Source organism: Candidatus Neoehrlichia procyonis str. RAC413, from assembly GCF_000964795.1.
GTDB lineage: Bacteria > Pseudomonadota > Alphaproteobacteria > Rickettsiales > Anaplasmataceae > Neoehrlichia > Neoehrlichia procyonis.
Map to the genome: position 1 here is coordinate 428,905 of NZ_LANX01000001.1, position 25,634 is coordinate 454,538.

Here is a 25,634-nt window from a genome sequence, read left to right on the forward strand (position 1 = left end):
ATACTAACCTATCAACAATACTATTTATAATCGTACAGCTACAATATGTATTTTTACTTCAAACATCAACAAATAATGCTCTAAAAATTTCAAATTATACCAAGTTTTCTCATTATAGCAAAATTTATAAGGCCAGTTTAATTACTACTGAAAATAATTTGAACAACAAATGCATTTTACATAATGGATGATTTTTAACTACTTAAATACAATATTATATATATATCGTATTTATTGATTACATTAACATTAAAAATTATATAAAATCATTACATTCCCTATACTATAATCAAATGTTATTTAGCGAAGCAAGATTCCCAGAAGATATATCTTATGGTTCTATTGGTGGACCAGAATTTTCAACAAGTATTATAGAATGTTACAATGGACATGAGCAACGGAAAATAAATAGATGTTACCCACGAAACAAATACAATGTTGTATATGGCATAAAATCAAATATACAATTATCAAATTTAATTGAGTTTTTTTATGCCCATAAAGGTAAAGCAATCCCTTTCCGATTTAAAGACTGGTCAGATTATCAGGGCATTAATCAATGTATAGGTATAGGCAATGGAACACAAAAAGATTTTCAATTAATAAAAGTTTACACCATAGGGAATAACTCATACACACGTATCATAAACAAACCTATCATTAACACAGTAAAAATTTATGTTAACAATATCTTACAAAATGACCAATACACAATAAACTCTTATAACGGTCAAATAAAATTCTTAGTACCACCAAATAATAAAGCCCCTATTCATGCTGAATATGAATTTGATGTACTAGTAAGATTTAACACTGATTACCTGCCATGTTCTGTTGATAATCATCAAAGTTATAGCTGTAACAATATACCACTAATAGAAGTTAAATACTAATTTTTTATATTATCACCTGACAATAAATGAATTTCTTGTAATAATCTATTTATTTCCTCTTCTATAACTTTTAATTCTTTACTGTCTACAATACTTTCTTTTTTCTGCTTTAAGTGTTCTATCTTTTCATTAATCATAATAATTTTATCTGATATATTATTTTTATTATTTTTTTTATGATCTTTATTATATCCTTTATAAATTTTTAGATTTAAATTTTTAGATACATCTAAATTATCATTAAGTTGCATATTATAAATATTTTGTTGTTCTAGTATTCCTCTACTACTTTTTTTGCTAGAACTTTCCACAAAAGTAGATTTATTATTACTTTTTAAATCAGATTCATTTTTACCTTTTAAGTCAGAATCATTTTTACTTTTTAAATCAGATTCATTTTTATCTTTTAAGTCAGAATCATTTTTACTTTTTAAATCAGATTCATTTTTACCTTTCAAGTTAGAATCGTTTTTACTTTTTAAATCAGATTCATTTTTATCTTTCAAGTCAGAATCATTTTTACTTTTTAAATCAGATTCATTTTTATCTTTTAAGTCAGAATCATTTTTACTTTTTAAATCAGATTCATTTTTACCTTTCAAGTTAGAATCGTTTTTACTTTTTAAATCAGATTTATTTTTACCTTTTAAGTCATACTCATCTGAAAAAGTACTTTTTATATCTTTAGAATTCTTCATTGAATCTAAATCAATAAACACATTATCTACTTTTTGTAAATCTTGAAGTTGTCTTTCAAAATTTAACATATTATCTTTTACATTAAAATCTTGCTTATTATAGTTTTCATCATACTCTTGTTCTTGCTTCTCATCTTGATTTTTATATTGCTCTTGCACTTTCAATAATTCACTAATTTTTTTATCTTTATTATTACTGCCTATACTATCAGGCATACCACTAACAACATTTTCATCTCCATTATCTTCTATGCTACTATAACCACTCGATTTATCTTCAACATTACCTAGTCTTTCATCTTGACTTACTGCATCATGATCTGGTAATGAAATCTTGGTTCCATCACCTATCGCTTCATTATGTTCTTTAACTTGTACATCATCATTTTCATTAGTAGAAGCTTGGCCTACAAAAGCAGTCCCTCCTTCATAATCCGATTTTAAATCACCATCTAATGGAATCTTGGTTCCATCACCTATCGCTTCATTATGTTCTTTAACTTGTACATCATCATTTTCATTAGTAGAAGCTTGGCCTACAAAAGCAGTCCCTAATTCATAATCCGATTTTAAATCATCATCTAATGGAATCTTGGTTCCATTACCTGTCACTTCATCATGTTCTTTAACTTGTACATCATCATTTTCATTAGTAGAAGCTTGGCCTACAAAAGCAGTCCCTAATTCATAATCCGATTTTAAATCACCATCTAATGGAATCTTGGTTCCATCATCTGTCACTTCATCATGTTCTTTAACTTGTACATCATCTTTATCAGTAGAAACTTGCTTTATAAAAGTAGCCCTATCATCCGGTACTGATCCATAATCATCTGATTCATCAATTTTACCTCTACCAGCTACTTCATATTTTACATCTCTATCTAATTTTACATCACCATCTAATTCACTTCTATTATCTAATACTTCATCATATTCTCTCTCCCCTTTATTATCAGACATAATATAAGGCATACCACTAACAACATTTTCATCTCTATTCTCTTCTATGCTACTATAACTACTTGATTTATCTTCAACATTATTTAGTCTTTCATCTTGATTTACTGCATCATGATCTGGTAATGGAATCTTGGTTCCATCACCTATCGCTTCATCATGTTCTTTAACTTGTACATCATCTTTATCAGTAGAAGCTTGCTCTATAAAACTATCATCCGGTACTGATCCATAATAATCTGATTCATCAATTTTACCTCTACTAGCTACTTCATATTTTACATCACTATCTAATCTATTATCTAATACTTCATCATGTTCTCTCTCTCCTTTATTATCAGGCATACTATGAAGCATGTCACCAACAACATTTTCATCTCTATTCTCTTCTATGCTACTATAATAACTACTCGATTTATCTTCAACATTACCTAGTCTTTCATCTTGACTTACTGCATCATGATCTGGTAATGTAACCTTGGTTCCATCATCTATCGCTTCATCATGTTCTTTAACTTGTACATCATCTTTATCAGCAGAAGCTTGCTCTATAAAACTATCATCTGGTACTGATCCATAATCATCTGATTCATCAATTTTACCTCTACCAGCTACTTCATATTTTACATCACTATCTAATTTTACATCGCCATCTAATTCACTTCTATTATCTGATACTTCATCATGTTCCCTCTCTCCTTTATTATCAGGCATACTATGATGCATGTCACCAACAACATTTTCATCTCTATTATCTTCTATGCTACTATAGCTACTCGATTTATCTTCAACATTACCTAGTCTTTCATCTTGACTTACTGCATCATGATCTGGTAATGTAACCTTGGTTCCATCACCTGTCACTTCATCATGTTCTTTAACTTGTACATCATCTTTATCAGTAGAAACTTGCTCTATAAAAGTAGCCCTATCATCCGGTACTGATCCATAATCATCTGATTCATCAATTTTACCTCTACCAGCTACTTCATATTTTACATCTCTATCTAATTTTACATCGCCATCTAATTCACTTCTATTATCTAATACTTCATCATGTTCTCTCTCCCCTTTATTATCAGACATAATATAAGGCATACCACTAACAACATTTTCATCTCTATTCTCTTCTATGCTACTATAACTATTCAATTTATCTTCAACATTATTTAGTCTTTCATCTTGATTTACTGCATCATGATCTGGTAATGGAACCCTGGTTCCATCACCTATCGCTTCATCATGTTCTTTAACTTGTACATCATCTTTATTAGTAGAAGCTTGGCCTACAAAAGTAGTCCCTCCTTCATAATCCGATTTTAAATCACCATCTAATGGAATCTTAGTTCCATCACCTGTCACTTCATCATGTTCTTTAACTTGTACATCATCTTTATCAGTAGAAGCTTGCTCTATAAAACTATCATCCGGTACTGATCCATAATAATCTGATTCATCAATTTTACCTCTACTAGCTACTTCATATTTTACATCACTATCTAATCTATTATCTAATACTTCATCATGTTCTCTCTCTCCTTTATTATCAGGCATACTATGAAGCATGTCACCAACAACATTTTCATCTCTATTCTCTTCTATGCTACTATAATAACTACTCGATTTATCTTCAACATTACCTAGTCTTTCATCTTGACTTACTGCATCATGATCTGGTAATGTAACCTTGGTTCCATCATCTATCGCTTCATCATGTTCTTTAACTTGTACATCATCTTTATCAGCAGAAGCTTGCTCTATAAAACTATCATCTGGTACTGATCCATAATCATCTGATTCATCAATTTTACCTCTACCAACTACTTCATATTTTACATCACTATCTAATTTTACATCGCCATCTAATTCACTTCTATTATCTGATACTTCATCATGTTCTCTCTCTCCTTTATTATCAGACATACTATGATGCATATCACCAACAACATCTTCACCTTTATTCTTTTCTAAATTACTATCACCACTCGATTTATCTTCAACATTACCTAGTCTTTCATCTTGACTTACTGCATCATGATCTGGTAATGTAACCTTGGTTCCATCACCTGTCACTTCATCATGTTCTTTAACTTGTACATCATCTTTATCAGTAGAAACTTGCTCTATAAAAGTAGCCCTATCATCCGGTACTGATCCATAATAATCTGATTCATCAATTTTACCTCTACTAGCTACTTCATATTTTACATCTCTATCTAATTTTACATCGCCATCTAATTCACTTCTATTATCTAATACTTCATCATGTTCTCTCTCCCCTTTATTATCAGACATAATATAAGGCATACCACTAATAACATTTTCATCTCTATTCTCTTCTATGCTACTATAACTACTCGATTTATCTTCAACATTATTTAGTCTTTCATCTTGATTTACTGCATCATGATCTGGTAATGGAACCCTGGTTCCATCACCTATCGCTTCATCATGTTCTTTAACTTGTACATCATCTTTATCAGTAGAAGCTTGGCCTACAAAAGTAGTCCCTCCTTCATAATCCGATTTTAAATCACCATCTAATGGAATCTTAGTTCCATCACCTATCGCTTCATTATGTTCTTTAACTTGTACATCATCATTTTCATTAGTAGAAGCTTGGCCTACAAAAGCAGTCCCTTCTTCATACTCTGATTTTAAATCATCATCTAATGGAATCTTGGTTCCATCACCTGTCACTTCATCATGTTCTTTAACTTGTACATCATCTTTATCAGTAGAAGCTTGCTCTATAAAACTATCATCCGGTACTGATCCATAATAATCTGATTCATCAATTTTACCTCTACCAGCTACTTCATATTCTACATCACTATCTAATTTTACATCGCCATCTAATTCACTTCTATTATCTGATACTTCATCATGTTCTCTCTCTCCTTTATTATCAGACATACTATGATGCATATCACCAACAACATCTTCACCTTTATTCTCTTCTAAATTACTATCACCACTCGATTTATCTTCAACATTACCTAGTCTTTCATCTTGACTTACTGCATCATGATCTGGTAATGTAACCTTGGTTCCATCATCTATCGCTTCATCATGCTCTCTCTCTCCTTTATTATCAGGCATACTATGAGACATATCACCAACAACATCTTCACCTTTATTCTCTTCTAGATTACTATCATCACTCGATTTATCTTCAACATTACCTAGTCTTTCATCTTGACTTACTGCATCATGATCTGGTAATGTAACCTTGGTTCCATCATCTATCGCTTCATCATGTTCTTTAACTTGTACATCATCTTTATCAGTAGAAGCTTGCTCTATAAAACTATCATCAGGTACTGATCCATAATAATCTGATTCATCAATTTTACCTCTACCAGCTAATTCATATTTTACATCGCCATCTAATTCACTTCTATTATCTGATACTTCATCATGTTCTCTCTCTCCTTTATTATCAGGCATACTATAATGCATATCACCAACAACATCTTCACCTTTATTCTCTTCTAGATTACTATCATCACTCGATTTATCTTCAACATTACCTAGTCTTTCATCTTGACTTACTGCATCATGATCTGGTAATGGAATCCTGATTCCATCATCTATCGCTTCATCATGTTCTTTAATTTGTAGATCATCTTTATCAGTAGAAGCTTGTCCTATAAAACTATCATCCGGTACTGATCCATAATAATCTGATTCATCAATTTTACCTCTACCAGCTACTTCATATTTTACATCTCTATCTAATTTTACATCGCCATCTAATTCACTTCTATTATCTGATACTTCATCATGTTCTCTCTCTCCTTTATTATCAGGCATACTATGATGCATATCACCAACAACATCTTCACCTTTATTTTCTTCTAGATTACTATCACCACTCGATTTATCTTCAACATTACCTAGTCTTTCATCTTGACTTACTGCATCATGATCTGGTAATGTAACCTTGGTTCCATCATCTATCGCTTCATCATGTTCTTTAACTTGCACATCATCTTTATCGGTAGAAGTTTGGCCTACAAAAGCAGTCCCTCCTTCATAATCCGATTTTAAATCACCATCTAATGAAATCTTGGTTCCATCACCTGTCACTTCATCATGTTCTTTAACTTGTACATCATTTTCATGAGTAGAAGCTTGCTCTATAAAAGTAGCCCTATCATCCGGTACTGATCCATAATAATCTGATTCATCAATTTTACCTCTACCAGCTACTTCATATTTTACATCTCTATCTAATTTTACATCGCCATCTAATTCACTTCTATTATCTGATACTTCATCATGTTCTCTCTCTCCTTTATTATCAGGCATACTATGATGCATATCACCAACAACATCTTCACCTTTATTCTCTTCTAGATTACTATCACCACTCGATTTATCTTCAACATTACCTAGTTTTTCATCTTGACTTACTGCATCATGATCTGGTAATGGAACCTTGGTTCCATCATCTATCGCTTCATCATGTTCTTTAACTTGTACATCATCTTTATCAGTAGAAGCTTGCTCTATAAAACTATCATCAGGTACTGATCCATAATAATCTGATTCATCAATTTTACCTCTACCAGCTAATTCATATTTTACATCGCCATCTAATTCACTTCTATTATCTGATACTTCATCATGCTCTCTCTCTCCTTTATTATCAGACATACTATGATGCATATCACCAACAACATCTTCACCTTTATTCTCTTCTAAATTACTATCACCACTCGATTTATCTTCAACATTACCTAGTCTTTCATCTTGACTTACTGCATCATGATCTGGTAATGTAACCTTGGTTCCATCATCTATCGCTTCATCATGTTCTTTAACTTGCACATCATCTTTATCGGTAGAAGTTTGGCCTACAAAAGCAGTCCCTCCTTCATAATCCGATTTTAAATCACCATCTAATGAAATCTTGGTTCCATCACCTGTCACTTCATCATGTTCTTTAACTTGTACATCATTTTCATGAGTAGAAGCTTGCTCTATAAAAGTAGCCCTATCATCCGGTACTGATCCATAATAATCTGATTCATCAATTTTACCTCTACCAGCTAATTCATATTTTACATCTCTATCTAATTTTACATCGCCATCTAATTCACTTCTATTATCTGATACTTCATCATGTTCTCTCTCTCCTTTATTATCAGGCATACTATGATGCATATCACCAACAACATCTTCACCTTTATTTTCTTCTAGATTACTATCACCACTCGATTTATCTTCAACATTACCTAGTCTTTCATCTTGACTTACTGCATCATGATCTGGTAATGTAACCTTGGTTCCATCATCTATCGCTTCATCATGTTCTTTAACTTGCACATCATCTTTATCGGTAGAAGTTTGGCCTACAAAAGCAGTCCCTCCTTCATAATCCGATTTTAAATCACCATCTAATGAAATCTTGGTTCCATCACCTGTCACTTCATCATGTTCTTTAACTTGTACATCATTTTCATGAGTAGAAGCTTGCTCTATAAAAGTAGCCCTATCATCCGGTACTGATCCATAATAATCTGATTCATCAATTTTACCTCTACCAGCTACTTCATATTTTACATCTCTATCTAATTTTACATCGCCATCTAATTCACTTCTATTATCTGATACTTCATCATGTTCTCTCTCTCCTTTATTATCAGGCATACTATGATGCATATCACCAACAACATCTTCACCTTTATTCTCTTCTAGATTACTATCACCACTCGATTTATCTTCAACATTACCTAGTTTTTCATCTTGACTTACTGCATCATGATCTGGTAATGGAACCTTGGTTCCATCATCTATCGCTTCATCATGTTCTTTAACTTGTACATCATCTTTATCAGTAGAAGCTTGCTCTATAAAACTATCATCAGGTACTGATCCATAATAATCTGATTCATCAATTTTACCTCTACCAGCTACTTCATATTTTACATCTCTATCTAATTTTACATCGCCATCTAATTCACTTCTATTATCTGATACTTCATCATGTTCTCTCTCTCCTTTATTATCAGGCATACTATGATGCATATCACCAACAACATCTTCACCTTTATTCTCTTCTAGATTACTATCACCACTCGATTTATCTTCAACATTACCTAGTTTTTCATCTTGACTTACTGCATCATGATCTGGTAATGGAACCTTGGTTCCATCATCTATCGCTTCATCATGTTCTTTAACTTGTACATCATCTTTATCAGTAGAAGCTTGCTCTATAAAACTATCATCAGGTACTGATCCATAATAATCTGATTCATCAATTTTACCTCTACCAGCTAATTCATATTTTACATCGCCATCTAATTCACTTCTATTATCTGATACTTCATCATGCTCTCTCTCTCCTTTATTATCAGACATACTATGATGCATATCACCAACAACATCTTCACCTTTATTCTCTTCTAAATTACTATCACCACTCGATTTATCTTCAACATTACCTAGTCTTTCATCTTGACTTACTGCATCATGATCTGGTAATGTAACCTTGGTTCCATCATCTATCGCTTCATCATGTTCTTTAACTTGCACATCATCTTTATCGGTAGAAGTTTGGCCTACAAAAGCAGTCCCTCCTTCATAATCCGATTTTAAATCACCATCTAATGAAATCTTGGTTCCATCACCTGTCACTTCATCATGTTCTTTAACTTGTACATCATTTTCATGAGTAGAAGCTTGCTCTATAAAAGTAGCCCTATCATCCGGTACTGATCCATAATAATCTGATTCATCAATTTTACCTCTACCAGCTAATTCATATTTTACATCTCTATCTAATTTTACATCGCCATCTAATTCACTTCTATTATCTGATACTTCATCATGTTCTCTCTCTCCTTTATTATCAGGCATACTATGATGCATATCACCAACAACATCTTCACCTTTATTTTCTTCTAGATTACTATCACCACTCGATTTATCTTCAACATTACCTAGTCTTTCATCTTGACTTACTGCATCATGATCTGGTAATGTAACCTTGGTTCCATCATCTATCGCTTCATCATGTTCTTTAACTTGCACATCATCTTTATCGGTAGAAGTTTGGCCTACAAAAGCAGTCCCTCCTTCATAATCCGATTTTAAATCACCATCTAATGAAATCTTGGTTCCATCACCTGTCACTTCATCATGTTCTTTAACTTGTACATCATTTTCATGAGTAGAAGCTTGCTCTATAAAAGTAGCCCTATCATCCGGTACTGATCCATAATAATCTGATTCATCAATTTTACCTCTACCAGCTACTTCATATTTTACATCTCTATCTAATTTTACATCGCCATCTAATTCACTTCTATTATCTGATACTTCATCATGTTCTCTCTCTCCTTTATTATCAGGCATACTATGATGCATATCACCAACAACATCTTCACCTTTATTCTCTTCTAGATTACTATCACCACTCGATTTATCTTCAACATTACCTAGTTTTTCATCTTGACTTACTGCATCATGATCTGGTAATGGAACCTTGGTTCCATCATCTATCGCTTCATCATGTTCTTTAACTTGTACATCATCTTTATCAGTAGAAGCTTGCTCTATAAAACTATCATCAGGTACTGATCCATAATAATCTGATTCATCAATTTTACCTCTACCAGCTAATTCATATTTTACATCGCCATCTAATTCACTTCTATTATCTGATACTTCATCATGTTCTCTCTCTCCTTTATTATCAGGCATACTATGATGCATATCACCAACAACATCTTCACCTTTATTCTCTTCTAGATTACTATCACCACTCGATTTATCTTCAACATTACCTAGTTTTTCATCTTGACTTACTGCATCATGATCTGGTAATGGAACCTTGGTTCCATCATCTATCGCTTCATCATGTTCTTTAACTTGTACATCATCTTTATCAGTAGAAGCTTGCTCTATAAAACTATCATCAGGTACTGATCCATAATAATCTGATTCATCAATTTTACCTCTACCAGCTAATTCATATTTTACATCGCCATCTAATTCACTTCTATTATCTGATACTTCATCATGCTCTCTCTCTCCTTTATTATCAGACATACTATGATGCATATCACCAACAACATCTTCACCTTTATTCTCTTCTAAATTACTATCACCACTCGATTTATCTTCAACATTACCTAGTCTTTCATCTTGACTTACTGCATCATGATCTGGTAATGTAACCTTGGTTCCATCATCTATCGCTTCATCATGTTCTTTAACTTGCACATCATCTTTATCGGTAGAAGTTTGGCCTACAAAAGCAGTCCCTCCTTCATAATCCGATTTTAAATCACCATCTAATGAAATCTTGGTTCCATCACCTGTCACTTCATCATGTTCTTTAACTTGTACATCATTTTCATGAGTAGAAGCTTGCTCTATAAAAGTAGCCCTATCATCCGGTACTGATCCATAATAATCTGATTCATCAATTTTACCTCTACCAGCTAATTCATATTTTACATCGCCATCTAATTCACTTCTATTATCTGATACTTCATCATGTTCTCTCTCTCCTTTATTATCAGGCATACTATGATGCATATCACCAACAACATCTTCACCTTTATTCTCTTCTAGATTACTATCATCACTTGATTTATCTTCAACATTACCTAGTCTTTCATCTTGACTTACTGCATCATGATCTGGTAATGTAACCTTGGTTCCATCATCTATCGCTTCATTATGTTCTTTAACTTGTACATCATCTTTATCAGTAGAAGCTTGCTCTATAAAACTATCATCAGGTACTGATCCATAATAATCTGATTCATCAATTTTACCTCTACCAGCTAATTCATATTTTACATCGCCATCTAATTCACTTCTATTATCTGATACTTCATCATGTTCTCTCTCTCCTTTATTATCAGGCATACTATGATGCATATCACCAACAACATCTTCACCTTTATTCTCTTCTAGATTACTATCACCACTCGATTTATCTTCAACATTACCTAGTTTTTCATCTTGACTTACTGCATCATGATCTGGTAATGGAACCTTGGTTCCATCATCTATCGCTTCATCATGTTCTTTAACTTGTACATCATCTTTATCAGTAGAAGCTTGCTCTATAAAACTATCATCAGGTACTGATCCATAATAATCTGATTCATCAATTTTACCTCTACCAGCTACTTCATATTTTACATCACTATCTAATTTTACATCGCCATCTAATTCACTTCTATTATCTGATACTTCATCATGCTCTCTCTCTCCTTTATTATCAGGCATACTATAAGGCATACCACTAACAACATTTTCATCTCTATTATCTTCTATGCTACTATAGCTACTCGACTTATCTTCAACATTACCTAGTCTTTCATCTTGACTTACTGCATCATGATCTGGTAATGGAATCCTGGTTCCATCACCTATCGCTTCATCATGTTCTTTAACTTGTACATCATCATTTTTATCAGTATAAGCTTGGTCTACAAAAGTAGTCCCTCCTTCATAATCCGATTTTAAATCACCATCTAATGGAATCTTGGTTCCATCATCTGTAACTTCATTACGTCTACCCTCTTCTAAATCATTATAACTATGGAATCCATCTTCAACAGTATCAAGCCTTTCAATGTGGATCAATGCATCCTGATCATAATCTGGTAATGGCTCATTAATTTTAGTTTTATCACCTGTTACTTCATCATGTCCATCCTCCTCTAAATCATTATAACTACGTAATCCATCTTCAGCAGTATTAAGTCTTTCAATGTGGGTCAATGCATCTTGATCATAATCTGGTAATGGCTCATTAATTTTAGTTTTATCACCTGTTACTTCATCACGTCCACTCTCTTCTAAATCATTATAACTATGTAATCCATCTTCAGTAGTATTAAGTCTTTCAATGTGGGTCAATACATCTTGATCATAATCTGGTAATGGCTCATTAATTTTAGTTTTATCACCTGTTACTTCATCACGTCCACTCTCTTCTAAATCATTATAACTATGTAATCCATCTTCAGTAGTATTAAATCTTTCAATGTGGGTCACTGTATCCTGATCATAATCTGGTGATGGTTCATTAATTCTAGTTAAATCACCTGTTACTTCATCACGTCCACCTCCTTCTAAATCATTATAACTATGGAACCCATCTTCAACAGTATCAAGTCTTTCAATATGGGTTACTGCATCCTGATCATAATCTGGTGATGGTTCATAATAATCTGGTGGTAGTTCATTAATTCTAGTTATATCACCTGTTACTTCATCACGTCCTCCCTCTTCTAAATCACTATAATTATGAAATCTATCTTCAACAGTATCAAGTCTTTCAGCCTGATTCACTGCATATAGCATTTCATCTCTAATATCATTATAATTAATATTATCATCACTTTCATAATCACGAATCACTTGATCAAAATCATTACCTAATTTATCACGTAATGCTGTTTCTAATTTAAAAATATCACTTTGTATACAACTTCTAGCCCCAGCATCCGTGGTACTATCCAACATCCTTTTTAGTTCAGAGAGTCCTTTACACGCATCCTTAATGTTATTATCATTAAGATATATATTACCATGCTCATCAACAAAATCATTAACCTCCTTATCCCTTTTTACTTGAGGAGAAAGTTTATGGAATACATCTTTAACAGTATCAAGTTTTTCACCTTGGGTTACTGTATCCTGATCATAATCTGGTGATGGCTCATTAATTTTAGCTCTATCACCTGTTACTTCATCACGTCCACTCTCTTCTAAATCATTACAATTATTGTTATTATTGTTATTATTAGCACTATCATCCCTTTTTATTTGATTAGAAGGTTTTTCATTATTATTATCTTTTTTCTCAGGGATATAAGGACTAGGCTGATATTTTGGTGCCCCCATTGTTAAGGTTCTTAAATTATCTAAAAATGCTCTACGATCTTCAGTAATATTATATATTAAATTACCTTCTCTATACCCAGCCAACTTACCTATAGTATGCATACCCAAATATTTCATCGCCTGCAATGGTGAAAACCCAAGATGAGCACCAACAAATGCACGCATGTAATTAAGTCTTGAAGCCTCAAATTTTAAATGTGGTTCAGAAGTTAAAAAATCACCTACAGCTTTAGTTGCTTTAATTGCTCCACCAACTACATCAACCGCCGTACCTACTTTATCACCAAAACCATATCTCATCATCAAAGGTATTCTATTAACTGTATCACTAACTTGACTAGCTACCTTCATCCTTGCCATAATTCTCAACTGATCAATACTTTGATCAATTTTACTAATTACCCCCCCAATCAATGGAATACCTGAAAAAATCTTTGTAAACCCACTATCATACATCCCAGCTATTGTCTGAGACATCATGCTACCACCTGATAAAGAAACAGCTAAACTTTGAATAAAAGCACGCATTTGCCATATCAAAAATGATACAATCATTAAACCAAATATTTCAGTCCATATTAATAAATCACCATTTTTTATACCTTTAATAATGTTATAATCATACTGTTCATTAAGTTTCTCTTGAGAAGTAGCTGTAATTGCTGAACTACCTATAATTTCAGAAATTAAATACCCTATGATAGCATCTTTATCAATTCTACCATTTACTACATGTGTATTAAGTAACGACATGTATTTATTCCTACTCTCGTTACTAATTTCTTGTTTATTTACTAATTTATCAAGCTCATTTCCTATCAATACCGACAATCTAGATATTGAATAGTTACTCGTCGCCACAACCAAAGAATTAATTAGTTGTGATAATTTCACAAAAACGCTACTATCACTAACTGTAACTCCTCCAGGAACACCTTTACTTTCAGTATCTGGATCAAAAAAAGGATAATCTACATAGCGAAAATCTGTTGTTCTATAATCAGGAGGTACCCTAATAACTGCTCCTCCTCCTGTAAATACATATCTTGCATTCCCGCTGAAATCTTGATCTTTATCTTTATAATCTCGAGAAAAACTACCTTTTATCGGTAAGCCAATAACTACTGTATCATATTTTTGACCAGGCGTCCAATTAAAGACATGAACATCAAATATGCAGCTATTCTCTGTAAAGCATAATCTAAAATTTAACCATTCATTATAGCAAGCCGTAAACCCAAAAATACGATAATAGTAATTCATAATTAGCGCACCAAACATTGCAATCAAAGTAAACATTAATATCGATTGCAACGCAAAACTTATACACTGAGTCAGCCACCCATCAAACAGACTTTTCAATTGTGAAAAAAGAATCCCTATAAACAAAATTGGCATTAACCCTATCAAAAATGTAATGCCAACAAATGCTGTCATGTAAATAACAAAAGCATACATGCATAAAAATACATAAAATATCACAGAAAATATAACAATCACTACAAAGAATATTGATACAAAATTTGCAATAATTAATGCCCTGACTTTCACTGTCCAAACAATTTCAGAAAAGATTTTATCCCTAATCATCTCATCAATAAATGCAAATGGAGCATCTTCCCTATAAGCAACTGAATAACTATTAATAATTGCAATAATCTCATCAACACCTTTTATAAAAAAAGCAAGCAAATGGTTATAAAAAAAATCCCAACTGCCAGGAGAGATTAACAATACTACTAATGATATTTTCAATGTTCTAACTATTACATCAGGTAAAGGACTTTGTACCATTCCAAATATATATGCCAAAGCTGAACATACTAAAAATAATGTCAATACACTAAAAACTAGATGTTTAAAAACTTCATTATTTATTATTTTTTTAAATATTTGTTCTCCAGTTTTATCTAATCGTAGTCTTACTTCTTTACGTATACTCTCAAATATTGACCAAGTTTTTGCTTTCTTAACACCGCTTATAAAATTTATTTCATATCCTCCCGCATTATCATAATAATAGGTGTCCATTATTTTTACATATATTTTCCACCCCTTTTCTAAATGTACTTTGTTACACTTATTATCTATTATACCTTTATCATCCGATGAATAACTTCCAATACCTCCAATATCTGAAGATTGATATCCTATATGAACTATTGGAGAGATAGGATATCTCATAATATTAAGAGTCTCATTAGGATCCGGATCGTTATCTCGTCTTAAAAGTAAATATGCCCCATATCCATCTTTAAACCAGCAAGGAGATCCATATTTCCCTGAAAGTTCATCTGTACCTTTCTGATCAAATGTCGCACATGTTATTGTGCAACTATTGTTAAAAAACTTCTTTGTAATAGGATAATATGGACCACATATCCTATCCATAGGAACAATAGAATCATATATCGGATTATCTTTATTAACATCTACCAACCCCGCGGTTATATTTTTTATAGGAGTAAATTTCTTATAATCCTTATCCCACGCAGTCCACATACCCAATGTTTTTAATACAATTGTCGTACCATCTGTAACAAATCCTGTATCTTTCCATCTAACTGTATGACTTGGATTTCTTACAGATATTGTTCTACCTGAAGAGTTATCATTAGCTTTAAAGCTTGCATCATCATTTGGATCATAATAAGCGTTAACAGTAAGAGATTTTTCTGAGCTAAAATGATCGGCCGCAATACACTTATATGTAGGAGATTCACCACTTGAACACGAAGCTAATATTAAGCATAATAATATTAAATTCAAAAAAATAAATTTATAGCCAATATTTAAACTATTTATCATAAATAATTTTAGCCTCAAGACTTATCATCTTTACCATCACTGTTTAAAACTTCATCAACATCTTTACTCAATTTATCAATTCTTGATGCATCATCACTTCGTGACAATTTCTCTACCTTACCTTCATAATCATTAATTAATTGGCTTAAATTATTATTATCTTCCTTGAACAATTCTACATTAACATTGCTTTTATCGCCATTTACACCTACATTTTCGTTATCGTTCTCATCATCGTTTTCCATAAGTGTGTGAACCTCACCTTTACCATATATACCATCACCATCTATATCTCCTACACCACCAGATACTGTATCTTCACCATTAACAGGTATTGCTCTACCACTAGCATCTCCTATATCACTAGATACTATATCTTCACAATCAACAGGCATTGCTCTATCACTAACATTTTCTACACCACCGGATATTGTGTCTTCACCATTTACAGGTATTGCTCTACCACTAGCATCTCCTACACCACTAGATACTGCGTCTTCACCACCAACAGGCATTGCTCTACCACTAACATTTCCTACACCACCGAATACTGTATCTTCACCATTAACAGGTATTGCTCTACCACTAGCATCTCCTACACCACTAGATACTGTATCTTCACCATTAACAGGTATTGCTCTACCACTAGCATCTCCTACATCACTAGATATTGCATCTTCAGAATCAACAGGCACTTCTCTACCACTTGTAGCATCGTTTTTCCTTACATTGCTAGATACTGTGTCTTCCCCATCAACATCACATTTTTCTTTATCATTATCTGCTTCTCTAGAATGTAACGGCTTATCACTACTTTTTCTTCTAATATCAAGATCTGCCCCAACGTTACTATTAACCATTCGACGAGCTGAATGAATAATATTCTGTGTCTCCTGATCCAATCCTACTGTAGACAATAAAGACTGAGTAGCCCAGTGAACACTGGTACTAATTCCAGAAATACTACCAGAAATTGAATGTGCCATAGCCTCTGATAAGCCACGAAAAGCTCTCATAGCATTACCAATAACTATTAAAATCAATACCGATGTCAGTTCAAATGGAAGACCTAAAAACCCTACATTATGTCTAGATTGTCCTTCTCTTACTCTCTCATTAATAGATAAATCATTAGAATAACCAACAGGTAACATAAAAGATATTAAGCATATATCTATAGGTGCTTCATCAGCATCATCTGAAGGAAACTTTATTCCATAAAAACATTTGTTACATGCAGAAAAATCAGTAATTTTATATAAACTGGTTAGTAATACTTGATTTAAAAATGCCAAAGCAGCAAATAAAATTATAGGTTGTAAAGAAAAATTCACTAACATTTTTATCCAAGCATCAAAAAGAGTTTTAGTAAGCTGAAACAAAAGAAAAGCAAAAAACAATGGAGCCAATGTAATTAAAAATGCAGCAGCAACAATAGAAAATAAGTACATTATCATTGCTTCAATAATGCATACAAAAAATGAAATACATGCCCATATAATACCAATAAATATCATCCAGCCTACAGGTCCTGCCACAAGTAAAGAAATAAATCTGAGCCAAGTTTCCCCTGTTAACAATACTCCCATTGTTGAATCAAGAAACTTAAAAGAGCTATCTCCATCTAAATAACCATTAAATGCCCCTATAATATCTGTAACACCTATAATAAATAATGAGAAAAAGTGTTCGCTAAAAAATTGCCAACTATTTTGAGAAAATAACATCAAAATCACTGCCATTTTTACTATTCTAACAACTAAATCATACTTAGTTACCTTTATAACACCTATAAGATATCCAAAAACTGAAAACATTATATATAAGGTAATTAACGCTTGAATCGCTCCCCATAATGAAGACGATTTTGTATGATGACTGTATATAAGCTGAATAGCTCCAAATTTATTTAATTTTTTGGCATTTTGTATTGCCGAAGGTATATCATCAACGTTACCATCTACACCATACAATATATATAGAAGTGCACCTTTAATTTTAGAAAATAAATTAGATAAATGTGGTTCCCATGTAGAAAAAAATAGTCTTACTGAATAATAATTATCCTGAAGATATTTCGGTTCCTTAAACTGATCATCATAATGCGGATCAATCTTCACACCTAAATAAATAGTTCCAGACTTTGGTGGATTATCAACATTAATTTCATATATTCCCTTAGTCTTTGTATTTTGTGTATTTAACTCAAAATGTTCATTAGAATTGCCAGGAAATTCTGTAGGAGAGCTATCTCCTATATACATAAATAATTTTTCCCCAGATTCAACAGTACATATTCTATTCCAAAATACTGTATAATTACCTATTAAGCTATTTCCGGGTACACTCATAATACCCTTAATATACGATTGTGCAGGTACTGGATTTTTAATTTTATAATTATGATTTAATTTTAAACTATAATCCTTTATAGACTCAGAAGCATTAGTATTCTCATAAAACGTGTTTGAAATAGTAGAACCACCATCCTTATTAAAGCGTAAACTATCATCTGCTGAAATTACTACAAAAAACCCCCCAAGAATGTCATAGCTATTACTCAGATTAACATTTTGTATAGCATTCCCTTGACTAATATCATCTAAAATTTTTTCTTCAGTAGTAGGACATATAACCTTATCATTTAACACTTTTAATACAGATCTAACACAACTAGGACTATTAATTGAATCTGATGGTTTGCATATCATACCACAATTACAGTTAATATCATAACCAGTATAATTATTCATAATGTTTTTAATTATTTGATAATCAGTATCATGCTTTATTGTTTTTTTTATACTATTTTGATAATCAGTGAATTTTTTAATTATCTCATCATATTTTTTAACATAATCATCATCGTTAACAAAAAATCCTTTACTATTAGGCAAATGATTATAATAAGCATAAGGATCTGATTTATACATATTATTGGAATATTGCAATTGTGGAGGTATCACTGCTTGTGTAAACTGACCAGGAAAAAATACATCTTTATAACTACTCTTTAAGAAGTTAGTATAATCTCCTTTTAACAAACTACAGCTTTTTTTTAACTCATCTAATGATAATTTTTTTGTAGAGAAAGAACGTGCATCATATGCATATTTACTTATTATCCAATTTGGGTAATCATTAATTTTTTTGATCTTTACAGCAGCAAGTTTCTCTCCTGGTTTAACCCACAAATCATAATCAGCATTAAACTGAGAATATTTATTACTATTTTTTGTATTCAAAACTCTATTATCTGAATATATTTTTATTGTAGTACCTTTTAAGCGTGGTATAATATTATCAACAGCTTGACATTGATTTTCATTTTTTATAAAATAAGACGATAATCCACTATTACATATGTCTTTAGCTAAAATAGGAGTATTGCATTCTTTATCTCTAAAAAATTCATCATCAGAGTAATATATTATTTTTTTGCTATCTAGCCATTCCTTGCTACAATCCTTTACATCTATATCTGTACTCCCCAAAGAAAATCTTAAATAGTCACCTTGCATTGCTTTAATAGGAATAGCTTTACCAGTTGATGTTAATAACACAGAAACATCCATTTCCTTTGATTCATTGGTATCATAAGGACATAAATTTATTGTATTTGTAACATTAAGTACAACCCTTTCTGAGGCAGAAATTGTACGACCTGTATTAATCCAATAAGTAGAAGGATTTTTTCTATCTGCTCCCTCAGGAGGGACTCGAACTTTTACTTCAACAGAACTATTGCTAAATCCTTGACCCGTTTCTATACAGTTCACCCCACAACCAGTTAACAAAAAAATTAACAATAAATTTATTAATTGCTTCATATTTTGTCCTATTAGTCTGTAAAACTAGATGGAGGTCTTTGTGGTATTTGTACTGCCGATTGCGGTCTCTTAACATTTGAACTAGTTGGAGATAACTGTGAGAAAGGACCATCATCACGACTACCATCGCTTCCTCTACTATACATTTTACTACTCATTTTATATCTCGCTATATCCATACTATATTGCCTACCTCCCCCAACAAAACTCAAAAGATTCTCTGTTGCTCCATCAGCAACTGATGACAAATTTGAAAATAACCCAAAAATAGAAGTACACATTTCTCCGGCAATACCAATAAAGCTCTTCATTGCATGGGATAATATTACAAACATAATGATATTACTAAATGCAGCCGGTATCCCTATAAACAGTACATTACCATTATTTACAACATCTCTTATATTCTCGTTAAAACTAGATATTGGAGAAAATCCCATTGGTAACAAAAATTCAATTAAACAAAAATGTACCCCATGAGATAATGAAATATCTAATACACATGTATCACAAACTTGAAAATTCAACATACCATATATAATGTTATGTATTGCTTGTACTAATAATGCAAGAGAAGCAAATATAATAATAGGCTGCATAGATGTTTGCAATAATGCCTTAATCCATGCATCAAAAATTGCCTTAGTACGCCTAAATAAAATACAAATAATAAAAAAAGGTGCTATACATAATAATAATCCTATCGCTACAATAGAAATTAAATATGTAATCACTGATATCAATATACACCATATTAACGTAACTAATCCCCATAAAACTAAAAATAATGATAACCATCCTACTGGACCTGCAAACAATAATGATAATATTTGCATCCATGTTTGACTGAATGAAAACCTATATAATAAGCTATCTAAAAATTCAAAACTTCCACCTTGATTTCCCGTCATAATGCGAATCAACTCTAAAGGAGCATTAATAAATAAATCAAACAAATGATCTTTAAAGAAAACCCAACTATTAGGACGAAGAACATAAATTACTATGCTTATTTTTACTACTGACACTAAAATATCAAATAATGAAAGTCTAGAAAATCCTACAATGAAAAATAACACACTAATTAATAGATACAATGTCAGTAATGCATTTACCATTTTTATAAACGAACCATTATGAGTGATATTGTCATATATTACCCGTATTGCACTATGAGAATTGTGTTTATCAGTAGAATATAGTGCCACGTAAACTTGATCTTTTACCCAATTAATAACATATGAAATAATTTGTGGAATGTTTTTAGGCACAACAGTCCTAATTTCAAAATACCCAACATTATTATCATACCCATCACCATTATCCCTTACCGCATAATATAAATCTCCCGATTGATTTATAGGAATATTGATAATATTATTATTAATAAAATCTAATTTTGTAGTACCTTTATCACCTGGATACATTGTAGGTATATCTTTAGATATAACATAATATAAACTATCCTTTATATGAGCACTACAATCTTTAACTATGTGAATATCATACGATCCTGCTAGTTTTGATATTTTAGTAAAGTTGTACTGATTTTCTACAGTTAACAACATTGTATGAGGATTTACTGAATTATTTGTCGATGTTGTATTTTTTATATTGCGATTAATATCATATCTATGATTATAATTCTCAACATTAAAAACTATATCATCTTTAAATTCATATCCATAATTTACTAACAAGTATTCTTTTACGTTTGCAAACTTATTGGTAACTTCAAAATCAAAAGTCTTATCATTATTAACAACTTGACCATTTAATTTCAATCTTACAAGTGGTAAGACATCAAATTTTTGATGATTTTGGACAACTTGCTTCGTATTGGACGTTAAAGTAATAAAATAGTACGGCTTTGTTATAGAAGGATATTCTAAAGAGAATATATTGCCACACATTGCATTCACAGTATATGCATCATATATTTTTTTGTATTTTTCAAATACCTTTTTGTACCGTCCTGTTAACACACTGTATGCATCTTGTGTCAATTGGCTCTTTAACGCATTTAACCTATCCTTCTCCTTCTCTACATATTCATCAGCACTATTACAAATATACCATTCATCACTGTGCAAATTTGTATTGCTATAATCTGTATCATCCGGAATAGTACTAGTAGAACTATTATCATAAAGAATATATAGTGGATAATTATCAACCCAATCCGGAAGTACTGATCCTTTATCATCTACAGGATATAGCATATTAGTAAATCTACTATTTTTTATATTTTTACCTTTCTCTATACCAATATTTACAAAATATTCTGTATTAATTTTCTGTTCTTTGCATAATTTTTCATTTAAAACACATATTTCACCATCACAACCACCTTCACATATTTCTTTTGTAATATTTCCTGATAAATTAGGTTGTAAAAAAAAATAAATTTTTTCTCCTTTCATTATATTATATGGAAAATTTATTGATACAGCAGCTTCACTGTCATTACTTGTGTAATCAGGCATAACTTTTACAGAAGCATGCGCATCTTGACAAAAATCTAATCCAACTGGACTAATTCTCAGCTCAATATTAGATCCTGCTTTTACAGCCGCGTCCGCTTTCACCCATAAACCTAACTGATTATTATCACTTTTTCTTAACTTAGCAGGAATAATAGTTTTTATTGTATCAAAAAACACATCATTTTGTGATATACAGCCATGATATCCACATCCTGAAAGCAAAAAAACCAACACTAATATAACAATTTTTGGCATAATACCACCAGCTCTTAACGCTTATACACATATTATCAATTACGATATAAAAAAACTACTAAACACAATATTAAAAACTTCTGGCACATATCAGTTAACGCTTAGACATATGGTACTACACTATTAAAAAAAACTACTAAACAAAACATTAACTCCACTTTGTATAATACCACTAGCTTTTAACACTTATACACATATTACCAGTTACGATATAAAAAAATTACTAAACAAAACAATACTAAAAACTTGTGGCATAGTATTATCAATTCTTAACAGACATAGTTAAGAAAATTATTAAATATAACATTACAAAATCATTTGTTAATATATTTATAAATTATTGTACACATTTTTACAAAGTACCTTAGCTGCCGCCTGATACCTCATCTTCACCTTTTGATGAAACACCTCCCATTCTTCGTCTCCTCATTGCATTACCAATCTTATTAAAAGCTTTCATCTGAGCATCAGATGCCATTCTACTTATAGCCTTAACTGGAGTAGCAGCTTTACTTAACATTTCTTTTGGATTTGCAGAAGCGCCGGTAATTCCTGCCCTTGGATCTCCTGCAAGCTCTGCTGCAATATAAGATATAGATGATAAGAAATGATAAAATAAAAATCCTACAAGTACAAACATTCCTATTTTAGTCCATATCATTTTTGTACTACCAGGAATATCAGGAACATTAACGTTAATTCCAAATAACAATGGCTGCGTAATAAATTTCATATTTGATAATATACAAGCTAAGTTAGTTTCATTCTCTTCTGTATCGCAAGCTTTAGGATTTTTTAATTTAAAACTAACTTTCTTTAAATCCTGCATTTTTACATCATATCTTTCAAATTGTAAGTCTTCAAAATATAAGTTATCAAAAACAGTAAATATTAATGATAAAAATGCAAATAGTATCACAGGATATAATGTATAAGTCATTAATTGTCTTATCCATCCATCAAAAAATCCTTTTGTTGCCTGAAATAAAGTCATGGGAATTATTAAAGGAGAAATTAATATCAAGATTGTTAACGCTATAAGTGATAATAAAAATACATATATCGCCCATATTACAATAAAAATTATCATCATAATCGCAAAAAATGCTACAACACATACAATTATTTTTACATTTATCAATGCTGCTACAATTAGCATTCCGGCAGATAATAACAATGTTAAAATAAGACCAGTACCTGTTCCGCCATTAAGCTGACTACCAAAATAAAACATCATTCTACAATCCAACCTATCCCATGGGACAAGATACCTAAAATTCTTAGGATATTCTGATTGATCGTAATTACATATAGTAGGATTACCTCCAGCTTGTAACACTATATCTGACAATCCAATAGACAGCTTAACTAACTCATTATAATAATGCGACATAGCACTACTCTGAGTAAAATAAACTACAAGCGCAAATTTAATGCCTAACATATACAATTCAGCAGGACTTTGTAAACCTCCTAAAGATGCTTTTATTGCAAATAAAATTAATGCTAATACTAATGCTGCCATTACTGTCTTTTTCAACTTATCTTGAGCAACCTTTAAAAATCCAACTTTTGAGTTAACTATAGACGCAGGCACGTTATTAGAAGTAGCACATCTTCCTGTTAATATATTATCTAATGATTCTTTTATACAATTTACAATTACAGATGTTACAGGGAAAGGAGATTTAGATATAACACTAGCTTTTCCACGGCAAACATCTGCCATATAACAACTATAACACATTGAATTATCATAGCCTATAATTTTTCTTTCAGCATTAAATTTAGGTTTTGAATCCTTACACATTGGTGCTGGAGGAGAATTAGGACGCATATGACAACCAATTTCTACTTGCGGTATCAATGGTATTCCAGATGCTTTTACACCATATACACAAATTTTATCATCTTTTTCTATAGCTCTAAAAACTATTGAATGAAGTAATCGTTCTTCACCAGCCTTTAATGTTGCACATTGTACACCACCACCATATACAAGCTTTGCATGTTTTACAACATCACTTCCATAATCTGCCTCTCTTAAATAAGTACCATTCGCTCTCGCAATTACTGCCTTAGTAATATCGCTAACTAACAAATAATCTAATCTTAAATTACCAATTGGCAATCGGTAGCAAACTTCTATATAAGGAGAGCTAGATATCCGGTTTTTCGGCCAATAATACCCATCTATTTTCTTAAATTTTTTACTCGGACACATTGGTTCATGTTTTAACCCTTCTTCTACACTTTTTCCTGGAGCAATACATTGAAAATATTCATCCTTATTACGAAATTCCCTATCACATTCAGACTTATATGATACTCGATGTCCATCAATCATAGGATCTATACATTCCTTATAACCCCCTGGTGGCCCATCTAAATCCCCTTCTTCAAATCTCAGTACTGGATGACGTACAAAACTCCAATTACAAACAAAATAAGACGTTTGGGATGCAAACGCAGCATTTATACCTATAACACCTATTACCATTAATGCTTTTCCTGATGCTATCATTTTTGCACCAATCGCAGCTCCAAAACCAGTAGCTGATATTGCCGCACCTGCATTTATTAATACTTTTCCACTTATACCACTACCAATAGAAGCTAACATTGCATATTGCCCATATCGTGCAAAAGTATGACTACCTCCACAATATGGATTACTTGCCAATGTATCTCTATAAATTACCTCTTTACTATCTGTAACATTGGCACACACATATTGACATATCCCCATAATAATTATTATCATTATAAATAATCCGGTTAATTGTGTGATTTTAAACATTATTAACCTTCCTATAAGAA

At 31.7% G+C, this 25,634-nt stretch carries 5 protein-coding genes; 1 reads left to right on the plus strand and 4 read right to left on the minus strand.

Going from position 1 to position 25,634, the window contains the following annotated elements; translation table 11 throughout:
• The first annotated feature begins 293 nt into the window (after window positions 1–293).
• Window positions 294–893, plus strand: coding sequence for a DUF2460 domain-containing protein (locus tag NLO413_RS01545; RefSeq protein ID WP_045808794.1), 600 nt, complete (start codon window positions 294–296; stop codon window positions 891–893).
• On the opposite strand, the gene NLO413_RS01550 is transcribed toward NLO413_RS01545, so the two are convergent.
• The 4 genes from NLO413_RS01550 to NLO413_RS01565 all read right to left on the minus strand — a co-directional run bounded on the left by NLO413_RS01550 (window position 890) and on the right by NLO413_RS01565 (window position 25,614).
• Entirely contained in the window at window positions 890–16,243 is a 15,354-nt protein-coding gene (locus NLO413_RS01550; RefSeq protein ID WP_045808795.1) for a type IV secretion system protein, read from the minus strand. The genes NLO413_RS01545 and NLO413_RS01550 overlap by 4 nt on opposite strands.
• 14 nt (window positions 16,244–16,257) lie before the next feature.
• Complete coding sequence (locus tag NLO413_RS04765) at window positions 16,258–20,073, minus strand: TrbL/VirB6 family protein (RefSeq protein ID WP_052690365.1); 3,816 nt, start codon at window positions 20,071–20,073, stop codon at window positions 16,258–16,260.
• Between the two features lie 11 nt (window positions 20,074–20,084).
• Window positions 20,085–22,814, minus strand: a complete 2,730-nt coding sequence (locus NLO413_RS01560; RefSeq protein WP_045808796.1) for a TrbL/VirB6 family protein — start codon at window positions 22,812–22,814, stop codon at window positions 20,085–20,087.
• 364 nt (window positions 22,815–23,178) lie between these two features.
• Window positions 23,179–25,614, minus strand: coding sequence for a TrbL/VirB6 family protein (locus tag NLO413_RS01565; protein WP_045808797.1), 2,436 nt, complete (start codon window positions 25,612–25,614; stop codon window positions 23,179–23,181).
• Window positions 25,615–25,634: the final 20 nt, after the last annotated feature.

Excerpts from the sequence above, each read along its gene's own strand:
- NLO413_RS01545 (WP_045808794.1), top strand. The coding sequence starts at position 294 with ATGTTATTTAGCGAAGCAAGATTCCCAGAAGATATATCTTATGGTTCT.
- NLO413_RS01550 (WP_045808795.1), bottom strand. The coding sequence starts at position 16,243 with ATGATAAATAGTTTAAATATTGGCTATAAATTTATTTTTTTGAATTTA.
- NLO413_RS04765 (WP_052690365.1), bottom strand. The coding sequence starts at position 20,073 with ATGAAGCAATTAATAAATTTATTGTTAATTTTTTTGTTAACTGGTTGT.
- NLO413_RS01560 (WP_045808796.1), bottom strand. The coding sequence starts at position 22,814 with ATGCCAAAAATTGTTATATTAGTGTTGGTTTTTTTGCTTTCAGGATGT.
- NLO413_RS01565 (WP_045808797.1), bottom strand. The coding sequence starts at position 25,614 with ATGTTTAAAATCACACAATTAACCGGATTATTTATAATGATAATAATT.